The organism is Thermaerobacillus caldiproteolyticus (assembly GCF_015326725.1).
Taxonomy (GTDB): Bacteria; Bacillota; Bacilli; order Bacillales; family Anoxybacillaceae; genus Thermaerobacillus; species Thermaerobacillus caldiproteolyticus.
In genome coordinates, this window is sequence record NZ_CP064060.1 from 294,797 (window position 1) to 315,270 (window position 20,474).

The following is a 20,474-nucleotide window of genomic DNA, read 5'->3' on the forward strand; positions in this document are numbered from 1 at the left end:
CATTGTGATGGCTAACATGGTTATACGATGTAAACAAGCAACTTCATTAACAAAAGTTCCACGTTTTTACGTAGAGCTTTTGAACATAAAATAATTTTTTTAGGGGGGAAATTTATGAAGAAAAGGCTTTCCATTCTTTTTAGCTTAATGCTAGTGTTAAGTCTTTTCCTTTCCGCGTGTGGTGGTTTTCAAAAGAACGGATCCACTGACGATAAAGGGAAAGACGAGGACAAAGCGGCTAATGTCCCACAAGAATTGCATGTGAACATTAAAACAGAACCATTCTCACTAAACCCAGGTTTAGCAAATGATTCCGTTTCTGCTAACGTATTGTATCAAACATTTGAAGGATTAACTCGTATTAAAGATGGCAAACCTGAGTTAGCGATGGCAGAAAGCTACAAAGTTTCTGATGATCAAAAAACATACACATTTAAATTGCGCGACGCAAAATGGACAAACGGTGACCCAGTTACCGCAAAAGACTTCGAATATGCGTGGAAATGGGCATTAGATCCAAAAAATCAATCGCAATATGCTTATCAGCTTTATTACATTAAAAATGCTCAAGCCTATAATGAAGGAAAAGCAAAAGCGGAAGATGTTGGTGTGAAAGCAATTGACGACAAAACGTTACAAGTTACGCTTGAGAACCCAACACCTTATTTCTTAGAATTAACTGCGTTCTATACGTATTTCCCAGTAAATAGCAAAATTGCTCAGCAAAATCCAAAATGGTATACAAACGCTGGCGACCAGTATACTTCTAACGGACCATTCAAGATGGTTAGTTGGGAACACAATAACAAAATCGTTCTTGAAAAGAATGAAAATTACTGGGATGCAAAAACCGTAAAATTAACAAAAATTGAAATGGTTATGGTCAATGATACCAACACGGAGCTTTCGATGTTTAATAATGGTGAACTAGATTGGGCAGGTATGCCTACTGGCCAATTGCCACCAGACTCTTTACCAAAATTAAAAGAGGAAGGTAAATTACACGTTCAACCAATTGCTGGTACTTACTGGTATAAATTTAATACAGAAAAGCCACCGTTGAACAATGTCAACATTCGTAAAGCTCTTGCGTATGCGATCGATCGTGAAGCGATTGTTAAAAACGTATCAAAAGGCGAACAAATTCCGGCTATGGCTGCTGTACCACCGACGATGTTCCCTGAAAACAAAAAAGGGTATTTTAAAGATAACGATGTAAAAAAAGCAAAAGAGTACTTGAAAAAAGGTCTCCAAGAGCTTGGATTAAAAGATGTAAAAGATTTACCGCCAATTACACTATCATATAATACCGATGATGCACATGCAAAAATTGCCCAAGCAGTTCAAGATATGTGGAAGAAAAACTTAGGTATTGAAGTAAAACTTGAGAATGCCGAGTGGGCTGTTTACATTGATAAATTGCATTCTGGCGACTATCAAATCGGCCGTATGGGATGGTTAGGCGACTTTAACGATCCAATCAACTTCCTAGAGTTGTTCCGTGACAAAAAGGGCGGAAACAACGATACAAACTGGGAAAATCCGAAATATAAACAATTGTTAATCGATTCTCAAAAACAAACGGACCCTGAAAAACGTAAAGAACTGCTAAAAGAAGCAGAGGCCATTTTAATGGATGAAATGCCGGTTGCACCAATTTATTTCTATACAAATACTTGGGTTCAAAAAGATAACTTAAAAGGTGTAGAAATGTCAGGTCTTGGTGATGTCCAGTTTAAATGGGCGTATTTTAAATAAAATCGTACGCAGTGAAAGAAAAGAAGGTATATGAGGGAGGCCTCATATACCTTCATTTCCTGTTAAGGTATTTTCAAGAAAATGGAGGTGTAGGAAATTTGTTGAGATATATAAGCAAACGTTTGCTTTACATTCTTATGACCTTATTTTTAATTGTTACAGTGACATTCTTTTTAATGCGGGCTGCTCCGGGAGGACCGTTCTCGAGTGAAAAACAGGTTCCACCGGAAATTGAAAAAAACTTAAATGAATTTTATGGGTTAGATCGCCCTTGGTATAACCAATACTTTGATTATTTAGTTTCCATTGCAAAATGGGATTTCGGTCCTTCATTTAAATATAAAGGACAAACGGTGAACGATTTAATTAACGAGGGCTTTCCAGTATCATTTTTCCTTGGAATGGAATCATTGTTGTTAGCGATAAGTATTGGGGTTTTATTAGGAATTATTGCAGCACTGAACCATAATAAATGGCAAGATTACACTGCGATGGTGCTCGCGGTGTTGGGAATTTCCGTTCCAAGTTTCATTATGGCGTCTATTTTACAATACTTTTTAGCGATTAAATTGGGCTTGTTTCCAGTTGCGCGTTGGGAGTCTTTACAGCATACTGTTTTACCAGCACTTGCTCTTGCAGCGACGCCGATGGCGTTTATTGCCCGTTTAACTCGCTCAAGTATGTTAGAAGTATTGAGCAATGATTATATTAGAACGGCGAAAGCAAAAGGGCTCTCAAGAGGTCAAATTACGGTGAAGCATGCTGTTCGTAATGCGTTATTACCGGTTGTAACATATCTTGGACCTTTGTCTGCACAAATTTTAACGGGTAGTTTCGTTATCGAAAAGATCTTCGGTATCCCTGGTCTTGGAAGCCATTTTGTAACAAGTATTTCTAACCGCGATTATACAACGATTATGGGAGTCACTGTGTTTTACAGCATTCTGTTATTAGTGGCTGTTCTTCTAGTTGATATTGCCTATGGCTTTATTGACCCACGTATTAAGTTAGCTGGTGGTAAGAAAGGAGAGTAATCATGCAGCAAATTCCTAAAGAGATGTTTCAGCCGGCGATAGCAGATAGTAGGGAAGCTGAAAAAATATCAAAACCAAGCTTGTCATTTTGGAAAGATGTTTTCATACGTTTTCGTAAAAATAAACTAGCGATGTTTGGATTAGTTTTATTAATCCTTTTAGTGTTCATGGCCATTTTTGGTCCGCATATGACAAAATATGACTATGCAACGAATGACTTAATGAATACGAACCAGCCGCCGTCTTCCAAACATTGGTTTGGTACGGACGAGCTTGGGCGCGATATATTTGCACGTACATGGTATGGTGCCCGTGTTTCTTTATTTATCGGATTGTCAGCAGCGTTGATTGATTTATTCATTGGGGTGCTTTGGGGCGGCATTGCTGGTTATCGCGGCGGTAAAACGGATGAAGTTATGATGCGCATTGCTGATGTTTTATATGGGGTCCCTTACTTACTTTTAGTCATTTTGTTAATGGTTATTCTCGGACAAGGATTAGGGACAATGATTCTAGCAATGACAATTACCGGGTGGATTAACATGGCCCGTATTGTTCGCGGACAAGTGCTGCAACTGAAAAATCAGGAATATGTTCTGGCAGCGCAAACGCTTGGCGCAAGTACATCAAGAATAATGTTTAAACATTTAATTCCGAATGCAATGGGCTCGATTCTTGTTACGATGACATTATCAGTTCCTACCGCAATTTTTACAGAGGCGTTTTTAAGTTATTTAGGATTAGGTGTTCCGCAACCTTTGGCAAGTTGGGGAACAATGGCTTCAGATGGGGTACAAGCATTACAGTATTATCCGTGGCGTCTGTTTTTCCCAGCTACATTTATTTGCTTGACGATTTTTGCGTTTAATGTAGTTGGGGACGGATTACGCGATGCATTAGATCCAAGATTACGTAAGTAAGGTGTGAGAAGATGGAAAAACTGTTGGAAGTGAAAAATTTAGAAGTCTCGTTTCAAACGTATGGTGGAGAGGTACAAGCCGTTCGCGGTGTAAGTTTTCATCTAAATAAAGGCGAAACATTAGCAATTGTGGGTGAATCAGGCTCTGGAAAAAGCGTCACTTCCCAAACCATTATGCGCCTTATTCCAACTCCACCTGGAAAAATTAAAAGTGGTCAAATTATATTTAATGGGGAAGATCTTGTCAAAAAAACAGATAAAGAAATGGAACAAATTCGCGGGAAAGAGATCGGGATGATTTTTCAAGACCCGATGACATCATTAAATCCAACGATGAAAGTCGGTCATCAGATTATGGAGGTTTTGATTAAACATCAAAAAATGTCCAAGTCAGCTGCAAAAGAACGGGCTATTGAATTGTTACGACTCGTTGGAATTCCAATGCCGGAAAAGCGTGTGAACCAATATCCTCACGAGTTTTCCGGGGGGATGAGACAACGGGCAATGATCGCAGTTGCTTTAGCTTCGAACCCGAAGCTATTAATTGCGGATGAACCGACAACTGCTTTGGACGTAACAATTCAGGCGCAAATTTTAGAATTGATGAAAGATTTACAGAAGAAAACAGGGACGTCCATTATCTTTATTACCCATGACTTAGGGGTAGTAGCCAACGTAGCCGATCGTGTTGCTGTTATGTATGCAGGGAAAATCGTTGAAATGGGCACGGTTGATGAAATTTTTTACGACCCAAGACATCCTTACACTTGGGGATTGCTTGCTTCCATGCCGAGCCTTGACAGCGATGACCAGACGGAATTAGCAGCGATTCCAGGCTCCCCGCCAGATTTAACGAATCCGCCAAAGGGAGATGCGTTTGCTCCGCGCAATCCATACGCGATGAAGATAGACTTTGAGATGGAACCGCCGATGTTTAAAGTTTCTGATACGCACTATGCGGCAACGTGGCTGCTTCATCCAGATGCACCAAAAGTGGAGCCGCCTGAAGCTGTAAAAAAACGCTTGCGTAAACTCTCCTCTAATTATGAGAAACCTGTCGTTGTAAAGGAGAGTGAGTAAAAATGGCAGAAAAACAAAAACTGATTGAAATAAAAAACTTGAAGCAATATTTCAATGTAGGAAAAGGAAACGTTATTAAAGCAGTTGATGGCTTAACATTTGATATTTATAAAGGCGAGACGCTGGGATTAGTAGGGGAATCCGGCTGCGGTAAATCAACAACGGGACGAACGATTATCGGATTATATAAAGCGACAGAAGGAGAAGTACTTTTTAATGGTGTAAATGTGCACGCTAAAAAGTCAGCGAAAGAGCTAAAAACATTGAAGCGAAAAATGCAAATGATTTTCCAAGATCCATATGCATCGCTCAATCCGCGCATGACGGTGGCTGATATTATTGCGGAGGGAATCGATATTCACGGTCTTGCGAAAACGAGAGAGGAGCGGATGCAACGCGTATATGAACTTCTTGAGACGGTTGGATTAAATCGCGAGCATGCGAACCGCTATCCGCATGAATTCTCGGGGGGACAGCGCCAACGCATTGGGATCGCGCGAGCCTTAGCAGTCGAGCCGGAATTTATTATTGCCGACGAGCCGATTTCGGCACTGGACGTTTCGATTCAGGCGCAAGTCGTAAACTTAATGAAAAAGTTACAGCGTGAAAAAGGATTAACCTATTTATTTATTGCCCATGACCTTTCAATGGTAAAATATATTAGCGACCGCATTGGTGTGATGTATTTCGGGAAAATGGTAGAATTGGCGGATGCTGATGAGCTATATCGCAATCCAATTCATCCATATACGAAAGCGTTATTGTCTGCGATCCCGCTTCCAGACCCAGAAACGGAACGGACGCGTCAGCGAATTGTTTATGACCGATCCCAACATAACTATAAGGAAGGGGAAGAACTGCAATTCCGCGAAATTACACCAGGTCATTTTGTTTTATGCTCTGAAGCGGAATATGAAAAGTATAAAACAATGTATACGTAAAAAACGATCTCGTTAACGAGATCGTTTTTATTATAAAGTATAAATGCTGAAAGAAAATTGGCTAGCTCTCTTATGTCAAACCAACTCGCTCTAAAGCGAAAAAACGTTTATGTGTGCAGAGCATTTGACTTGGAGAGCTACTCGGCTGCCTTTGCTTTTCTTATTGTTTTTTTCCTCCTACTAGCTTCCAACCTGCTTGTGTTTTCATCGATTGTTCAACGTTTTCCATTCGTTTTGAACCACCAAACACTTTTTCACCAATCCCATTGGCAATGACGCCCATTAAGGCGGTGATTCCAATGACTAATACCCCTATAGTCACAAGGTCAATGAAATATTGTGCCATGTCAAATTCCTCCCATTAATAAGCCAACTGCTCCCATTTTTTATTGTAGATGATTTCCTTTCTTAGTGGAAGTCTTTAGGAAAACAAATTGGCAAAATCGATGGCTTTTCGAAAAAATATACCTTTCTTCTCACTTTTATTGTATAATATACAATGTAAAAGTAATTTCAATTTATGATTGCTACTTAGTGATCGCTAGCATAGAAGAAGGTTTATATATATGTATGGCAAGTGATCTTGTCGAAGGGGAGTGAGAATTATGGTGACTTTGTACACTTCACCTAGTTGCACATCATGCCGCAAAGCGAAAGCATGGTTAGAAGAACATAATATTCCGTATGTAGAACGGAATATTTTTTCTGAACCGTTAACGATTGAGGAGATTAAAGAAATTCTCCGCATGACAGAAACGGGGACGGACGAGATTATTTCAACAAGATCGAAAATCTTTCAAAAGCTTAACATTAATCTTGAATCGTTGCCGCTTCAGGAGTTATACGAGCTCATTCAACAAAATCCTGGTATTTTAAGAAGACCGATTATTATTGATGAGAAGCGGCTTCAAGTTGGTTATAACGAAGATGAGATTCGCCGATTCTTGCCGCGGAAAGTTCGTGCTTATCAACTTCGCGAAGCGCAACGCCTTGTCAACGGATAAAAAAACTTCTACATGGGTACCCATGTAGAAGTTTTTTCGCATCTTCATGATGTCCAGCGATGAGCTTTTTTCCAATTGATAATGAATCCAAGGCATACAATCAGTATCGTGGTGATAAAGGGAAAGGCCGAGCGAAGTGAATCCATTTCACCATATACATGCTGGATTTGTTGCTCTTCTGTGATCATTTTTCCAGCGGTATAGGCTAAAATCGCTGCACCGATATAAATAAGAAAAGGAAAGCGTTCCATTGAATAGAGAATGATTTTACTGCCTAAAATGATAATCGGAACAGAAATTAAAAAACCAAAAATCACAAGAGATGTACGACCGCCTGCTGCCCCAGCGATTGCAATTACGTTATCTAATCCCATCACAATATCTGCTGTAACAATCGTCTGTACCGCTTTCCAAAGCGAAGTCTCAGGCTTTACGTGAGCAGCAGTATCTTCTTTTTGAATTAAAAGCTTTAAAGAAATCCAGAGTAAGATGAATCCACCGATAAATTGTAAAAAAGGGATTTTTAATAAAACCACAACTATAGCTGTGAGAAAAATGCGGACCACGATCGCTAGCGTCGTTCCGAGAACAATCGCTGTATTTCGTTTATGCTCCGGTAAATTGCGACTTGCTAGAGCGATTACAACCGCATTGTCTCCGCCAAGAATGATATCAATGCTAATAATGAGAAGAATGGATGTGATATATTCATTCATACATGTCCCTCGCTTTTTTCCCTTCAACATCATTATAGTAGGGCATGTCTTATTTCATAACCAATTTTTTAAAAATGGGGGTTTTTTTATTTCCCTTCTGACGTTTTTTATCATAAAATAGAAGTACAAGACATAATCTTGTATTTAAAGAGAATTTTCTCGGGGGTAAAAAAATCCCTTCAACTTTAGCCTTTATTAGGAAGGGAGAGTTTACAAAATGGAGATGGAACGCATTAATGAGCATACGGTCAAATTTTATATTTCGTATGTTGATATAGAAGAACGCGGTTTTGACCGAGAAGAAATTTGGTATAACCGCGAGCGCAGTGAAGAACTGTTTTGGGAAATGATGGATGAAGTTCATAGTGAAGGGGATTTTTCGCTTGAAGGGCCGCTTTGGATTCAAGTACAAGCGCTTGACAAGGGGCTTGAAGTATTAGTGACAAAGGCGCAGTTATCAAAGGATGGAAGCAAGCTTGAACTTCCGCTTCCAGAAGAAAAGGTACGTGATTTTCCGGTTGATGAAAAAATCGAGGAGCTGCTTGACCATCATTTCCATATTGAACGAAGACATGATACATTCTTAGAAGAAGATGACGAGGTGCTTCACTTTACCATTTGTTTTAAAGATATTGAAGATATGATCGCTTTAGCGCATCGTGCTGATTTTACTCATCTAAAAAACCGCCTCTTTTTCTTTGAAGGTCGCTACTACTTATTTGTTGAATTTAATGATGAGGACTACACGGAACATGAGATTGATAACTGGTTAAGCCTATTGCTAGAGTACGGTACTGATTCGCAAGTAACGATTTACCGTTTGGAGGAATACGGAAAGGAAATTATTCACGAGAATGCGTTAGCGACATTGGCTCATCATTTTCCGTTAACATAAAAGCCGATTTCAGCTTGTTGAAATCGGCTTTTTCTTCGGTGATATTTATAAATGACTAGGGTGAAAATCATTGCGAAACACGTTACAAGTTCTTATTTTTATTTGTGTTTTAAGCATTATTTTATTTTTTACGAAGGATTATTGGGAAGGATGGCTTCTTGGGTTTCTAAGTGTGTTAATTACTTGTTCGGTGATTTTTATTGCGTTTGTCATTTCATTAGAGAATCGCCATCCGGCACAAACATTAACATGGCTTGTCGTGTTGGGAAGTTTCCCGCTTCTTGGCTTTTTCTTTTATTTAATGTTTGGGCGAAATTACCGAAAGCAGCGTCTCTTTAAAAAGAAGGCGATACTTGATGAACAGGCGTTTTTAAAATTTGAAGGGCAGAGAGAATGGAACATCCAAGAGATGAGCTATATTGGTGAGCATCAGCAGCCGTTGCTTCATCTTGCTCATCGCCTTGGAAAAAGCCCTGTGTCTATCGCGACAGAAACGAAAGTCTTGACAAATGGGGAAGAGACGTTTTCAACGATTTTCGATGAGTTACAAAAAGCGACTCATCATATTCATTTAGAATACTACATTGTCCGCCATGATGAGGTTGGACAGCAATTAAAAGACATTTTGATTGAAAAGGCAAAAAAAGGTGTTCACGTTCGCTTCCTTTATGACGCAGTGGGAAGCTGGAAATTATCGAAAACGTATATTCAAGAGCTGCGTGACGCCGGTGTTGAAATGATTCCGTTTTCTCCTGTTCGCCTTCCGTTTTTAAATAATAAAATTAATTTTCGTAATCACAGGAAAATTATTGTGATTGATGGGACAGTCGGCTTTGTTGGCGGATTAAACATCGGTGATGAATACTTAGGAAAAAATGAGTATTTTGGTTTTTGGCGTGATACACACCTATGGATTCGCGGCGAAGCAGTCCGCACGTTGCAGCTCATTTTCTTGCAGGATTGGTATTACATGACGGGGGAAACGCTGCTAACGTTAAATTATTTATCGCCGACACCTGTGTATAAAGAAGAAAAAGGGGGAGTACAGCTTATTGCGGGAGGACCTGATCAAGAGTGGGAGGTCATTAAGCATTTATTTTTTGCGATGATTACATCAGCGAAAAAATCCATTTGGATCGCGTCCCCGTATTTTGTCCCTGATGAAGATATTCTAACTGCTTTGAAAGTCGCGGCGCTGAGCGGTATCGATGTCCGCATTCTCGCTCCGAGGCGTCCGGATAAAAAAATTGTTTTTTACGCTTCTCGTTCTTATTTTCCAGAGCTGTTGGAGGCGGGAGTTAAAATTTATGAGTATACAAAAGGCTTTTTGCATAGCAAAATTATTATTGTTGATGGAGAACTTGCTTCTATCGGAACGGCGAACATGGATATGCGCAGCTTTCATCTGAATTTTGAGGTAAACGCATTTTTATACCATACTGACAGCACGAAAACGCTGGTCAATGATTTTCTTCGCGACCTTGAGGACTCAAATTGTATTGATTATGAAACATTCAAAAAACGACCGTTCTCTATTCGTGTTGTCGAGTCGGTATCAAGGTTATTATCGCCGCTATTATAAATCACGCTCGAGTGTTCACTCGGGCGTTTTTTATGATTAAGAAAGTATAAAATTTGAATCGCCGTCTAGCTCGGCCTGCAACGCTTTCTGGAATATAACCTTTCTCCGGAGTTTTGTCTAGCTCATGACTCTCTGGTGCCTAATAACTTTCTCCTTTAAGGAAGCTAGGCTGGCAATACCGTTTGCCCACAGGACGTGGACAGGTTTTGGGAGAAATTGGGGCGCTTGCGCTTTTTTACTTAGAAAGAAGGATTTTTTCTACTTATTGTTGAATGTGATGACTATCTTTATTGTGAAAGGATGTGAAAAAATTGCTTGTCGCGTTGCTAAAAGATGGGCGACCGATTTCGCTTGTGGATCGTTGGACAAGAGTGGAACTTATTCGTTTAAAACAACAAGAAACATTTTTTTGCCCTGCTTGTGAAAGGGAAGTGATCTTAAAGCTTGGAAATCGCCGAATTCCTCATTTTGCTCATAAAAAAGAAGGAATGTGTGCATTCGAACATGAAGCGGAATCCTCGACTCATTTAGCTGGTAAAATGGATTTATTTCGCTGGTTGCAAAAGCAGTCCATCAATGTCAAGCTAGAGCCGTATTTCCATTCTATTCAGCAACGACCGGATCTTTTTGTTGTTGTCGATCAGCGCGCTTATGCTCTTGAATATCAATGTTCGCCGATCAGTGAAGCATTATTTCGGAAGCGGAACAACTATTATAAAAAAGCAGGAATTCGACCTATTTGGATTATAGGGGCTCATCATCTTCGGCATTTGTCTTTGTATCGTTTTAAACTATCGCGTTTTCACTGGTTGTTCGCTCAACATGTCTCGCTTTCTTCTCAACCTCTTCTATTCTATTACTGCCCGGAAACAAAGCAGATGTTTCGTCTCGTTCGATTTATTCCATTTTCCCCGTATTGCACGTTTGCGATTCCTCTTATGAATGCGTTGTCGTCTCTTTCTTTTGATGATTTGCTTTCATATCCGTCTGTACCATTACCGGATGATTTTTGGAGCGAGTGGTTGTCGGAAAAGAAGAAGTGGCGATTGACGTTTACAATGTATCCAAACAAAACGAATCGCCGAATTTGTTCAGATTTTTATCATCATCGTATTCTCCCGCCTTTGTTCCCTCCTGAAGCAGGTTGGCCTCTATCACATAGTTATTTATTTGAAACTCCTCCCTTTATTTGGCAGACATACGTGCTAATAGAGCTCTCAAAGCATCATGAAGTCATTCCCCTTTCTTCCATCTATGCATTGATGAATGAGAAAATAGCTGCCCGGATTGTAACGGTGAGAACATTGCCACTTGCGAATCTGTACCATTATTCGCGGGCGGTTTATGAATATTTGCAACTCCTGACGCAACTCGGATATATTGAATGGAAAAGCCGTCATACATTACAATTAATAAAGCCGCTTACGCTTCCGAAAACGATGGATGAGGCAGTAAATGAAGACAAACGGTTGCTTGAAGCAATCAAAATAAAATCTGGCCAATTTTAGAGGGAAAAAGTAAAAAAACGAGAATACTACTTACGTGCATATATTTTTTTAAAGGAGGTTTAGCAAGTTATGGATGAAAAGAAAACGGCGAAATCATTGCCGACGCGTAATGAAATTCCTGTTGAAGAGACATGGCGACTTGAAGATATTTTTCCGACAGATGAAGCGTGGGAGCAAGAATTTCAAGAAGTGAAAAAGATGATTCCAAAATTATCGGATTATCAAGGACGACTAGGAGAATCCGCCGATGTTCTTTACGAAGCGTTGCAATATCAAGATGAAGTATCAATGCGCCTAGGAAAACTGTATACATATGCTCATATGCGTTATGACCAAGATACGACGAATACGTTTTACCAAGGGCTTAACGATCGAGCTTCTAGCCTTTATAGTGAAGCATCAAGCGCGATGGCCTTTATTGTCCCGGAAATTTTAGCGATTGACGAAACAAAATTACAGTCATTCTTGAAAGAAAAAGAAGAGCTAAAGCTATATGAACATGCATTAGACGAGATCAATCGACAACGCCCGCACGTTTTATCAGCAAACGAGGAAGCATTGCTTGCTCAAGCGGCAGAAGTGATGGCATCTCCTAGCAATACATTCGGCATGTTAAATAATGCTGATTTAAAATTCCCAACAATTATTGATGAAAATGGTGATGAGGTCGAGGTGACGCATGGGCGTTACATTCGGTTCCTTGAAAGCGAAGACCGCCGCGTGCGCCGCGATGCGTTTAAGGCTGTATATGACACATACGGAAAATATAGAAATACATTTGCGAGCACATTGAGCGGTGCGATCAAAAAAGACAACTTTTTTGCACGTGTTCGCCGTTATAAATCAGCGCGCGAAGCAGCATTAAGCAGCAACAACATTCCAGAAAGCGTCTATGACAATCTTATCGAAACCATTCATCAAAACTTGCCTTTACTGCATCGTTATGTGCGGCTACGCAAAAAGGTATTAGGCATCGATGAGCTCCATATGTATGACTTGTATACACCGCTTGTCAAAGATGTGAAGATGGAAGTGACTTACGAGGAAGCGAAAGAGTATTTATTAAAAGGGCTTGCTCCCCTCGGTGAAGATTACTTAAATGTAGTGAAAGAAGGCTTGGAAAACCGCTGGGTCGACGTTCGTGAGAATAGGGGAAAACGAAGCGGTGCTTACTCGTCAGGCTCTTACGGAACGAATCCGTACATTTTGTTGAATTGGCAAGATAATGTAAATAATTTATTTACGTTAGCGCACGAATTTGGGCACTCTGTTCATAGTTACTATACGCGAAAAACACAGCCGTATCCGTACGGAAACTATTCTATTTTTGTGGCTGAAGTGGCATCGACATGCAATGAAGCGTTACTGAATGATTATCTACTCAAAACGATTGACGATGAGAAAAAACGTCTATATTTACTTAATCATTACTTGGAAGGATTCCGTGGCACGGTGTTCCGCCAAACGATGTTTGCCGAATTTGAGCATATAATTCATATAAAAGCGCAGGAGGGAGAAGCGCTAACGGCCGATTCTTTAACATCGATTTACTATGATTTAAATAAAAAGTATTTCGGTACTGACGTTGTCATTGATGAAGAAATCGGTTTAGAGTGGGCGCGCATCCCGCACTTCTACTACAACTATTACGTATACCAATATGCGACAGGCTTTAGTGCAGCGACCGCATTAAGCAAACAAATTTTAGAAGAAGGAGAAACAGCAGTAGAACGTTATATCGAGTTTTTAAAAGCTGGAAGCTCCGACTATCCGATTGAGGTATTGAAAAAAGCTGGAGTAGACATGACGACGGCACAACCGATCGAAGAAGCGTGTCAAGTGTTTGCACAAAAGTTAGAAGAAATGGAACAACTATTGTCATTATAAAAAATAAAGCGAATGTGGTCTGTGATCACATTCGCTTTTGATGAAATCCTTTAAACCGATTACGGTTGTTCCAAGTGAAAAGCAATCCGAAAATAGAAGAAAATAATAAAGGCATTGTAATGACCAGTGAAATTAAGTTCATTAACCCTAATAAATTTAAATAAAATGTTGCAATAATCATTATGATCCAAAATATGATCGCAGCTTGTTTCATCGTTATCCTCCTAACGATGGAAAATGTTTATTTCATTATATGAGGCGTGCTCGGAGAAACATGCTTTTGTCTTGAATTTATGACAAAAATGTGAACAACAGCACAAAGGTGTTGCCAAAACTCGACACCATTTGCTATGATAATAACGTGAATTAAATCACAAACAACCTTATACCCCTTTGTTTGACCGTGAAAAATTTCTCCCATCCCCTTTGTTGTCTTGATGACAAGAAAAAGACTCGGCTTTATGCCGAGTCTTTTTCTTGTTATTCTGTTTTTACGGAAACATAGCGCCAAAATGTTCCATGCTTGACCGGGACTTTTTCGACTTTTTGTTTTAGTTGGAGTTTCTTCATTTCTTTTTCAACTTTATGGATAGACATATTATACACAACCGCGATTTCCTTTGTGGCAACGAATTTAAAATGGCTTAAGAATGACTCAAGCGGGGGAGGTGGGGTTGGTTCGGGACAGAAGCCAAGCATTTCATGAATTAATTCCACGTAAATCTCATAAGGATAACAGCCGGAAATTTTAATTCCTTCCTCTTCGATGTTTTCGTTAAAAAAGACAAGCGTTGGAATTTCATGTACATCCATTTCCGATGAAATTTTTAAGTCACACTGAAAAGCTTTTGCAGCGCTATTCGATTGCAAATCTTTGACGAACTCATCTACATCTAACCCGACACTTTTCGCACATTCGATTAGCACTGTTACATCTGACACATTTTGTTTTTCCAAAAACAGCAACTCTTGCAGTTTTCGTAAAAAGCGAATGCCTGCTCGTTTTCCCTGCAACTCTGCTGCTTTAATTGCAATCGAGGCCGCGTATGGAGTCGAAATAGGATTTTCAAACCACAGACTTCCATCGCAAGACATCCCAGAGCGACTTGCTGTCCGTTCCCAAATGTGAGCAATGTTTTCAAACTTTTGCTTTTTGCGAATGTTTAACGTCGCCAATTTTCCGCTCAATACATATTTCAAGGTGAAAAAGCGCCCATATTCAATGATTAATTTTTTTAAAACCGGCTCAAGCCCCCAGCATTCTGGACAGAGTGGATCGATAAACAAGTAAATTTCTAATGGCTTCTTATTACCGTTGCATAGCTGGGAAACAAACCAATCATGGTTTGCTTTCCCAGCTGTTTTTTCATTCAAGGGAATACTCCTTTCTATCGGACTCGTCTGGGGTATTGACCATATGATGAGCCGTTAAGACAAGCCGTTGATAAAATTCTTCCCGAACTTGTCCAGATAACCCAATTTCATCCATCGCCTCACGCATACAGGTGAGCCATGCTTTTGCTCGAGTCGGAGTAATTTCAAATGGCAAATGGCGAGCTCGTAACATCGGATGACCGTGTTCCTGTGTATAAAGAGGCGGACCTCCTAAATACTGCGTTAAAAATTGTTTTTGCTTTCTCGCCGTCTCCGTTAGATCGTCAGGAAAAATTGGTTTTAAATCAGGGTGCACTGCGACACGTCGATAAAAAGCTTCTACGAGCTTCCCTATTATTTCTTCGCCACCAATCGCTTCATAAGGTGTTTGCCATTGTTCTGCCATTGTAATAACTCCTTTAACATTTTTCTGAAAGAAGTCCCCTCACTTCGAAAGGTGCAGAACGCAGCCTAATGAAGGCGGGAGACAAAGTTCAATTTATCGTAGCATAGCATCAGTCTTGCACAGCTAAATATGCAAATCCCTACTTCAGATGGGGACAGCCAATGAAGTGAAGGACGAGTATCATGTACTGTTATTTTAACAACGAAGTGCCGATATCTCAAACAAAGTGACTTGGACAGAAAGAACCCCCCCTCCTTTTCGTCGAAAAGGTGGGGGGTGCCACGCTTTTATGCCATTCATTATCGTTTCAAATCATACAGGGGATGAGTATTAGGAATAGTATGTGTCGAGCACTTTTTGTACATACGCTTTTGTTTCTGTAAACGGTGGAATTCCTCCGTACCGGTCAACGTTTCCTGGTCCAGCATTATAGGCAGCAAGCGCAAGCTCGATATTTCCATTGTATCGGTCTAATAGCTGGCGCAAGTATTTGGTGCCCCCCTCAATATTTTGCGCAGGGTCCCATACATTTTTAACTCCGAGCATTTTGGCGGTGCTGGGCATTAATTGCATTAGCCCAGCCGCACCAGCACCACTGCGCGCGTTCGGATTAAAATTTGATTCGTGTCGAATCACCGCTTTGATTAGTTGTGGATCAACGTCATATTTTTCAGATGCCTGCATAATTAGTGCGTCAATATCTTCAGATGCAGCTTGATTTTGGGTTGCTATCATCGAAGAAGGAGAAAGTGACAGCGACAGCTTTGGCTGTTCATTCGTTTGTTGCTCCGTGATGAATTGTGCCAGTAAATCTTGAAAAGACCATTGGCTGTCTGTTATTCCTTCATTTTGTGAACGATTTGTAGATAGATTTTGTAATGCCTGAAGTTCTAGTAAGAGTTTTAACTGTTGAATATTCATGTCCTTTTCTCCACTCCATACTTCTTAATATATAATCGCTTGATTTTATTCATCGTTGGACGAATAGGAATATTTAACGATGAAAGTAATTGCTCAAATACTTGTTTTCCGCGCACGGCATCGTTCGTTTCATATTCGATTTCGTAATCGTCAGTTTGTAAATACTGGCTATGATCAAGAACGAGAATGCCTCCTTCGTAAGGAAGTTCGGCACGCCTCGTCGTTAATGTGCCAAAATGTTGCAATTGCTCAAGAGGGATGCCCATTGTTTGTAATACGCTTGCCATTTCTCCGGTTATGACAGAGGTCCCGTTCAATAGTGACAATGCTTCTTCTTTCGTTAGCCTCTCATGAGTTTCCAGCACTCCCTGCGTCATCGACTGTTTTAATGTTAACGTATACGTGTCGTTTTTTACGCGAATACGCAACGCAGCTTCTTTTTCTTTTAATGAAAACCCCGGCGTATCAAAATAATGGTTTTCTTGATATATAAATTGGCTGTCTTGAACATGAAAAACTTGTTTGATGTGTTTAAACTCTTCTGCGGTCAGCAAGTTTTTAAATTCAATTTCCACTTGTTGTTTCATTTTCATTTGTCCCCTTATCTGTTCTATCTCTATTATGGAACGTTTACAATTGAATATCAATCATTTATTGTGCATAAGGTGATTATGGTAAAATAAAAAGGGATTGGATTGTCGAATGTGGAAGGAGATTTAGCATGCGAAAAAAGCTAGTAATTGAACATATTGAAATGCATGATCAACAATTATGGCTAATTTCAACTGAGCCACCGTTTTCTCTTGAAGGGGCAAAAGCAAAACATTATATGTTAACAGACTCCGATCATCTAGCATTTATTTATATTCTCGAAGTCAATGATGAATTTGTTTATGTCACTATTCCTCAATCGCTCTGGAAAGATTTGAAGGCAGTCTTGAGTGGCGAATTTCGAGTTTTTCTGCAAAGTGGAACGATGCGATTAGAGCTTCCTCAATTTAAGGAAGAATTAGCATATTTGCTTGAAAATATTGAAGGAAACGCAAATTACGGTGAAGAAATGGAAAAAGCGGTCAAAGAAATTTTTCTTACATAATGCTGGTGGTGGTCATATGGTAAAACATTGGGATTTGTTTTTAGCTCCTTACAAGCAAGCGGTAGAAGAGTTAAAGGTCAAATTAAAAGGAATGCGGACACAGTTTGAAATGCAAGGTGTTCATTCTCCGATTGAGTTTGTTACAGGGAGAGTCAAACCGATTGCAAGCATACTAGATAAGGCACAAAAGAAAAACATTCCTCTTGATAAGCTGGAAGAGCAAATGCAAGACATTGCTGGATTGAGAATGATGTGTCAGTTTGTCGATGATATTAAGACGGTTGTCGAGCTGTTACGGCAGCGGAATGATTTTGAAATTGTCGAGGAGCGAGATTATATTACGCAAAAAAAGGAGAGCGGTTATCGTTCCTATCATGTTGTCATCCGTTATCCGGTGCAAACGATTCATGGGGAGAAGAAAATTTTAGTGGAAATTCAAATTCGCACGCTTGCGATGAATTTTTGGGCGACAATTGAGCACTCTTTAAACTATAAATATAGCGGTCGTTTTCCGGAAGATATTAAAGTGCGGCTGCAGCGCGCCGCTGAAGCTGCTTATCTTCTTGATGAGGAAATGTCGCAAATCCGCTTTGAAATTCAAGAGGCACAAGCTGCGTTTTCTCGGAAACAGGAAGCAAAAGGAGAACAAGTATGAGAGAAAAAGATCAGCCAATGAAGTTTGCTGTGACATCCAAAGGAGACGCCACTTCGAATACGTTAATGCAAAAAATCAAAACATACTTAGTTGACTTTGGTTTAGAGTATGATGAAGACAAGCCGGATATCGTCATTTCTGTCGGTGGTGACGGGACGCTGCTTTATGCGTTTCATCGCTATTGCCGACGCTTGGATAAAACGGCGTTTGTCGGTGTGCATACCGGCCATTTAGGCTTTTACGCTGATTGGGTGCCAGATGAAATCGAAAAACTCGTCATTGCGATTGCAAAAACACCGTATCAAGTTGTCGAATATCCACTATTGGAAGTAATTATTCGCTATATTAATGGAGGAAGAGAAGCAAGATACCTTGCGCTTAACGAATGTACGGTTAAAAGCGTAAGCGGTACACTTGTCATGGATGTAGAAATTCGCGGGGATTTATTTGAAACGTTTCGTGGCGACGGTCTTTGCATTTCGACGCCATCGGGAAGCACTGCTTACAATAAAGCGTTAGGCGGGGCGATTTTACATCCGTCGCTTGAGGCGATTCAGCTTGCAGAAATGGCTTCGATCAATAATCGTGTGTTCCGAACGATCGGTTCACCGCTTGTTCTCCCTGCTCATCATACATGTATGCTCAAACCGGTGAACGACGTTGATTTTCAAATTACGATTGACCATTTATCGCTCCTTCATAAAGATGTAAAATCGATTCAATGCCGTGTGGCGAGCGAGAAAATTCGTTTCGCTCGCTTCCGCCCGTTCCCGTTTTGGAAACGGGTTCGCGATTCATTTATTGCGGATTAAACAAAAAGGAAGGTAGGAAACGTTGTCACGTTTTACGTTAGCTTGGACCATTACTGAAAAAGATGAGGGCAAACTTGTTCGCGATTTTTTAAAAGAACAGCAGATTTCCAAAACAGCCCTTACTGATATTAAATTCCGCGGTGGCGCGATTTTTGTGGATGGGCAGTTTGTCACTGTTCGTCATCGCCTCCGCATAGGAGAGAAGCTTGAGGTTCATTTTCCACCGGAAGAACGAAGCAGCGAGATGAAACCAGAACGCCTTTCGCTTGACATTGTGTACGAAGATGAGTATGTATTAGTAGTGAATAAGCCACCGTTTATGTCAACGATTCCGTCACGGGAACATCCAAGGAGAACTCTTGCCAATGCGTTATTGCATTACTATGACGAGCAGCATCTCTCGACAACCGCCCATATCGTTACCCGACTTGACCGCGATACATCAGGCATTGTGCTTGTCGCAAAGCACCGTCACGTCCATCATTTGCTATCCGATTTGCAAAAACGCGGTCAAGTAAAACGGCGTTATGAAGCGATTTGTCATGGATGGCTGAAAGAGGACGAAGGAACGATTGATGCGCCAATCGCTCGAAAGCATGATAGCATCATTGAGCGTGAAGTTCGCGAAGATGGTCAGCGAGCGGTGACTCATTTTCGTGTATTGCAACGATTCGATGAATATACGCACGTATCATTGCAGCTTGAAACGGGAAGAACACACCAAATTCGTGTTCACTTAGCGTATCTTGGTCATCCGCTTGTGGGAGATGAGTTGTATGGTGGCAGGCGTGAAATGATGGCGCGTCAAGCATTGCACAGCAAGGAACTTTCATTTTTTCATCCTTTTCATCAAAAAACGTATCGGTTTCAATGTCCTCTTCCAGAGGATATGAGCAGTATCATCAAACGGGCCACTCCTTAAAGTAGATGTCTTCTCTACTTTTGGATCGCCCGTTTTGTTTTTAAAAGATAGGAATGAAAGTATAAATGTGAAACGAAATTTGTGTAGCGCAAGCACCTAATCGAAATGGGATGATTTGAGAGCCCGGCGGTCACACCAGCGGCAAGCTGTCTTGCGGGTGAAGAACATTGCTCATCGCAGGAGTCAGGATGGAGAATTTGGGCACTTGCGCTTTTCTTAATCAAATGATTTAAACTTTTCGGGTACGTATGGTAACGATGATGGTACAGAAACTATCTCCATCTCAGGATAGCGAAAAGCAGTTAATTTCCCGCCAAATACACAGCCAGTGTCGATGTTAATCGTTCGGTTGATGATACGCGGTTCTTTGACAGGGGTATGTCCGTATACAATCCAAGCTGTTCCTTTGTAATACTTAGCCCAGTCGCGTCGGACTGGTGTGCCGTCAGGATTTGTTTCCCCGGTAATATCTCCATAAAGGACGAAGGTTTGTACTTTTTTATCGTACTTTCCAATATAGTCTTGGCGAATGCCAGCATGAGCGATAATTAAGTTGCCATGATCCAATTGGGCATATAACGGGGCATTTTCGTATAATTTTATAAATTTTTTCTTCATCATGGCTTGTTCGCTGGGAGGTAACGCATGATACTCGGCTACTGTCGTTTCAAGGCCATGTGTAATTTGTACGTTTCTCCCTAAGAAAAATCGATATAATTTATTGCAATGGTTTCCTGGGACATAGTAAGCAAGATTTTGTTCCACAAGTGCATAGACCGTCTCAATCGTTTTTAAAGATTGCGGCCCTCGATCCGTTAAATCACCGACAAATCCAAGTTTTCGTCCTCCGAGATGAATGGGGATACCGCGCTCCCATTCGTATCCAAGCTGCTTTGTCAGGGTGACAAATTCAGCATAACAGCCATGAATATCACCGATAATATCAATTTTCATAGTTTCACCT

General features: G+C 40.5%; 22 protein-coding genes. 14 read left to right on the forward strand and 8 right to left on the reverse strand.

Annotation, left to right across the window (positions count from 1 at the left end):
* The first annotated feature begins 114 nt into the window (after window positions 1–114).
* The 5 genes from ISX45_RS01545 to ISX45_RS01565 all read left to right on the forward strand — a co-directional run bounded on the left by ISX45_RS01545 (window position 115) and on the right by ISX45_RS01565 (window position 5,732).
* On the forward strand, window positions 115–1,758 hold the full coding sequence (locus tag ISX45_RS01545; protein ID WP_194519826.1) for a peptide ABC transporter substrate-binding protein: 1,644 nt from the start codon (window positions 115–117) through the stop codon (window positions 1,756–1,758).
* A gap of 98 nt (window positions 1,759–1,856) precedes the next feature.
* The gene (locus ISX45_RS01550) at window positions 1,857–2,792 is read left to right on the forward strand and encodes an ABC transporter permease (protein ID WP_181555780.1); all 936 of its coding nucleotides are present in this window, start codon (window positions 1,857–1,859) and stop codon (window positions 2,790–2,792) included.
* A 2-nt stretch (window positions 2,793–2,794) separates the two neighbouring features.
* Complete coding sequence (locus ISX45_RS01555) at window positions 2,795–3,712, forward strand: ABC transporter permease (RefSeq protein ID WP_181555781.1); 918 nt, start codon at window positions 2,795–2,797, stop codon at window positions 3,710–3,712.
* Between the two features lie 11 nt (window positions 3,713–3,723).
* A complete protein-coding gene (locus ISX45_RS01560; protein WP_181555782.1) occupies window positions 3,724–4,791 on the forward strand; it encodes an ABC transporter ATP-binding protein in 1,068 nt (355 codons plus the stop codon).
* Between the two features lie 2 nt (window positions 4,792–4,793).
* Window positions 4,794–5,732 carry an ABC transporter ATP-binding protein gene (locus ISX45_RS01565; protein ID WP_181555783.1) on the forward strand — a complete coding sequence of 313 codons (939 nt, stop codon included), beginning with the start codon at window positions 4,794–4,796 and terminating at the stop codon, window positions 5,730–5,732.
* A gap of 160 nt (window positions 5,733–5,892) precedes the next feature.
* On the opposite strand, the gene ISX45_RS01570 is transcribed toward ISX45_RS01565, so the two are convergent.
* Window positions 5,893–6,078, reverse strand: coding sequence for a hypothetical protein (locus ISX45_RS01570; protein ID WP_181555784.1), 186 nt, complete (start codon window positions 6,076–6,078; stop codon window positions 5,893–5,895).
* 259 nt (window positions 6,079–6,337) lie between these two features.
* Here ISX45_RS01570 and spxA point away from each other — a divergent pair, with 259 nt between their 5' ends.
* Window positions 6,338–6,736 carry a transcriptional regulator SpxA gene (gene spxA, locus ISX45_RS01575; protein ID WP_181555785.1) on the forward strand — a complete coding sequence of 133 codons (399 nt, stop codon included), beginning with the start codon at window positions 6,338–6,340 and terminating at the stop codon, window positions 6,734–6,736.
* A 44-nt stretch (window positions 6,737–6,780) separates the two neighbouring features.
* On the opposite strand, the gene ISX45_RS01580 is transcribed toward spxA, so the two are convergent.
* Window positions 6,781–7,452, reverse strand: a complete 672-nt coding sequence (locus ISX45_RS01580; protein ID WP_181555786.1) for a TerC family protein — start codon at window positions 7,450–7,452, stop codon at window positions 6,781–6,783.
* 217 nt (window positions 7,453–7,669) lie between these two features.
* On the opposite strand from ISX45_RS01580, the gene mecA reads away from it, so the two are divergent.
* From mecA to pepF, 4 genes are all read left to right on the forward strand, one after another.
* The gene (mecA, locus tag ISX45_RS01585; RefSeq protein ID WP_181555787.1) at window positions 7,670–8,347 is read left to right on the forward strand and encodes an adaptor protein MecA; all 678 of its coding nucleotides are present in this window, start codon (window positions 7,670–7,672) and stop codon (window positions 8,345–8,347) included.
* 70 nt (window positions 8,348–8,417) lie between these two features.
* Window positions 8,418–9,929 carry a cardiolipin synthase gene (gene cls, locus ISX45_RS01590; RefSeq protein WP_181555788.1) on the forward strand — a complete coding sequence of 504 codons (1,512 nt, stop codon included), beginning with the start codon at window positions 8,418–8,420 and terminating at the stop codon, window positions 9,927–9,929.
* 311 nt (window positions 9,930–10,240) lie between these two features.
* Complete coding sequence (locus tag ISX45_RS01595) at window positions 10,241–11,437, forward strand: competence protein CoiA (RefSeq protein ID WP_194519827.1); 1,197 nt, start codon at window positions 10,241–10,243, stop codon at window positions 11,435–11,437.
* A gap of 69 nt (window positions 11,438–11,506) precedes the next feature.
* Window positions 11,507–13,324, forward strand: a complete 1,818-nt coding sequence (gene pepF / locus ISX45_RS01600; protein WP_181555790.1) for an oligoendopeptidase F — start codon at window positions 11,507–11,509, stop codon at window positions 13,322–13,324.
* Between the two features lie 25 nt (window positions 13,325–13,349).
* Here pepF and ISX45_RS01605 read toward each other — a convergent pair whose 3' ends face one another.
* From ISX45_RS01605 to ISX45_RS01625, 5 genes are all read right to left on the reverse strand, one after another.
* Complete coding sequence (locus tag ISX45_RS01605) at window positions 13,350–13,538, reverse strand: hypothetical protein (protein ID WP_194519828.1); 189 nt, start codon at window positions 13,536–13,538, stop codon at window positions 13,350–13,352.
* A gap of 266 nt (window positions 13,539–13,804) precedes the next feature.
* Window positions 13,805–14,698, reverse strand: a complete 894-nt coding sequence (locus ISX45_RS01610; protein ID WP_181555792.1) for a ClpXP adapter SpxH family protein — start codon at window positions 14,696–14,698, stop codon at window positions 13,805–13,807.
* Window positions 14,691–15,104, reverse strand: coding sequence for a globin domain-containing protein (locus ISX45_RS01615; RefSeq protein ID WP_181555793.1), 414 nt, complete (start codon window positions 15,102–15,104; stop codon window positions 14,691–14,693). The genes ISX45_RS01610 and ISX45_RS01615 overlap by 8 nt, the downstream gene beginning before the upstream one ends.
* 330 nt (window positions 15,105–15,434) lie before the next feature.
* Window positions 15,435–16,025 (reverse strand): lytic transglycosylase domain-containing protein, encoded by a 591-nt coding sequence (locus tag ISX45_RS01620; protein WP_181555794.1) that lies wholly within the window; start codon window positions 16,023–16,025, stop codon window positions 15,435–15,437.
* Window positions 16,022–16,612, reverse strand: a complete 591-nt coding sequence (locus ISX45_RS01625; protein WP_194519829.1) for a CYTH domain-containing protein — start codon at window positions 16,610–16,612, stop codon at window positions 16,022–16,024. Before ISX45_RS01625 ends, ISX45_RS01620 begins: the two co-directional genes overlap by 4 nt.
* 134 nt (window positions 16,613–16,746) lie before the next feature.
* Between ISX45_RS01625 and ISX45_RS01630 the strand changes: the two genes are divergently transcribed.
* Genes ISX45_RS01630 through ISX45_RS01645 form a run of 4 tightly spaced genes read left to right on the forward strand, consistent with a single transcriptional unit; the run spans window position 16,747 to window position 19,510 of the window.
* Window positions 16,747–17,121 (forward strand): UPF0738 family protein, encoded by a 375-nt coding sequence (locus tag ISX45_RS01630; protein WP_181555796.1) that lies wholly within the window; start codon window positions 16,747–16,749, stop codon window positions 17,119–17,121.
* 16 nt (window positions 17,122–17,137) lie between these two features.
* Window positions 17,138–17,776: a GTP diphosphokinase gene (locus ISX45_RS01635; protein WP_181555797.1), complete on the forward strand. Its 639-nt coding sequence runs from the start codon at window positions 17,138–17,140 to the stop codon at window positions 17,774–17,776.
* Window positions 17,777–17,793: 17 nt separating this feature from the next.
* Window positions 17,794–18,588, forward strand: a complete 795-nt coding sequence (locus tag ISX45_RS01640; protein ID WP_373367388.1) for an NAD kinase — start codon at window positions 17,794–17,796, stop codon at window positions 18,586–18,588.
* Between the two features lie 22 nt (window positions 18,589–18,610).
* Window positions 18,611–19,510, forward strand: coding sequence for an RluA family pseudouridine synthase (locus ISX45_RS01645; protein ID WP_194519830.1), 900 nt, complete (start codon window positions 18,611–18,613; stop codon window positions 19,508–19,510).
* Between the two features lie 216 nt (window positions 19,511–19,726).
* Here ISX45_RS01645 and prpE read toward each other — a convergent pair whose 3' ends face one another.
* Window positions 19,727–20,464: a bis(5'-nucleosyl)-tetraphosphatase PrpE gene (prpE, locus tag ISX45_RS01650; RefSeq protein WP_194519831.1), complete on the reverse strand. Its 738-nt coding sequence runs from the start codon at window positions 20,462–20,464 to the stop codon at window positions 19,727–19,729.
* Between the last annotated feature and the right edge of the window lie 10 nt (window positions 20,465–20,474).

What these genes read in the sequence shown, in the direction of transcription:
- ISX45_RS01545 (WP_194519826.1), top strand. Translation starts at nt 115, where the DNA reads ATGAAGAAAAGGCTTTCCATTCTTTTTAGCTTAATGCTAGTGTTAAGT.
- ISX45_RS01555 (WP_181555781.1), top strand. Translation starts at nt 2,795, where the DNA reads ATGCAGCAAATTCCTAAAGAGATGTTTCAGCCGGCGATAGCAGATAGT.
- ISX45_RS01560 (WP_181555782.1), top strand. Translation starts at nt 3,724, where the DNA reads ATGGAAAAACTGTTGGAAGTGAAAAATTTAGAAGTCTCGTTTCAAACG.
- ISX45_RS01565 (WP_181555783.1), top strand. Translation starts at nt 4,794, where the DNA reads ATGGCAGAAAAACAAAAACTGATTGAAATAAAAAACTTGAAGCAATAT.
- ISX45_RS01570 (WP_181555784.1), bottom strand. Translation starts at nt 6,078, where the DNA reads ATGGCACAATATTTCATTGACCTTGTGACTATAGGGGTATTAGTCATT.
- spxA (WP_181555785.1), top strand. Translation starts at nt 6,338, where the DNA reads ATGGTGACTTTGTACACTTCACCTAGTTGCACATCATGCCGCAAAGCG.
- ISX45_RS01580 (WP_181555786.1), bottom strand. Translation starts at nt 7,452, where the DNA reads ATGAATGAATATATCACATCCATTCTTCTCATTATTAGCATTGATATC.
- mecA (WP_181555787.1), top strand. Translation starts at nt 7,670, where the DNA reads ATGGAGATGGAACGCATTAATGAGCATACGGTCAAATTTTATATTTCG.
- pepF (WP_181555790.1), top strand. Translation starts at nt 11,507, where the DNA reads ATGGATGAAAAGAAAACGGCGAAATCATTGCCGACGCGTAATGAAATT.
- ISX45_RS01605 (WP_194519828.1), bottom strand. Translation starts at nt 13,538, where the DNA reads ATGAAACAAGCTGCGATCATATTTTGGATCATAATGATTATTGCAACA.
- ISX45_RS01615 (WP_181555793.1), bottom strand. Translation starts at nt 15,104, where the DNA reads ATGGCAGAACAATGGCAAACACCTTATGAAGCGATTGGTGGCGAAGAA.
- ISX45_RS01620 (WP_181555794.1), bottom strand. Translation starts at nt 16,025, where the DNA reads ATGAATATTCAACAGTTAAAACTCTTACTAGAACTTCAGGCATTACAA.
- ISX45_RS01625 (WP_194519829.1), bottom strand. Translation starts at nt 16,612, where the DNA reads ATGAAACAACAAGTGGAAATTGAATTTAAAAACTTGCTGACCGCAGAA.
- ISX45_RS01630 (WP_181555796.1), top strand. Translation starts at nt 16,747, where the DNA reads ATGCGAAAAAAGCTAGTAATTGAACATATTGAAATGCATGATCAACAA.
- ISX45_RS01635 (WP_181555797.1), top strand. Translation starts at nt 17,138, where the DNA reads ATGGTAAAACATTGGGATTTGTTTTTAGCTCCTTACAAGCAAGCGGTA.
- ISX45_RS01640 (WP_373367388.1), top strand. Translation starts at nt 17,794, where the DNA reads ATGAAGTTTGCTGTGACATCCAAAGGAGACGCCACTTCGAATACGTTA.
- prpE (WP_194519831.1), bottom strand. Translation starts at nt 20,464, where the DNA reads ATGAAAATTGATATTATCGGTGATATTCATGGCTGTTATGCTGAATTT.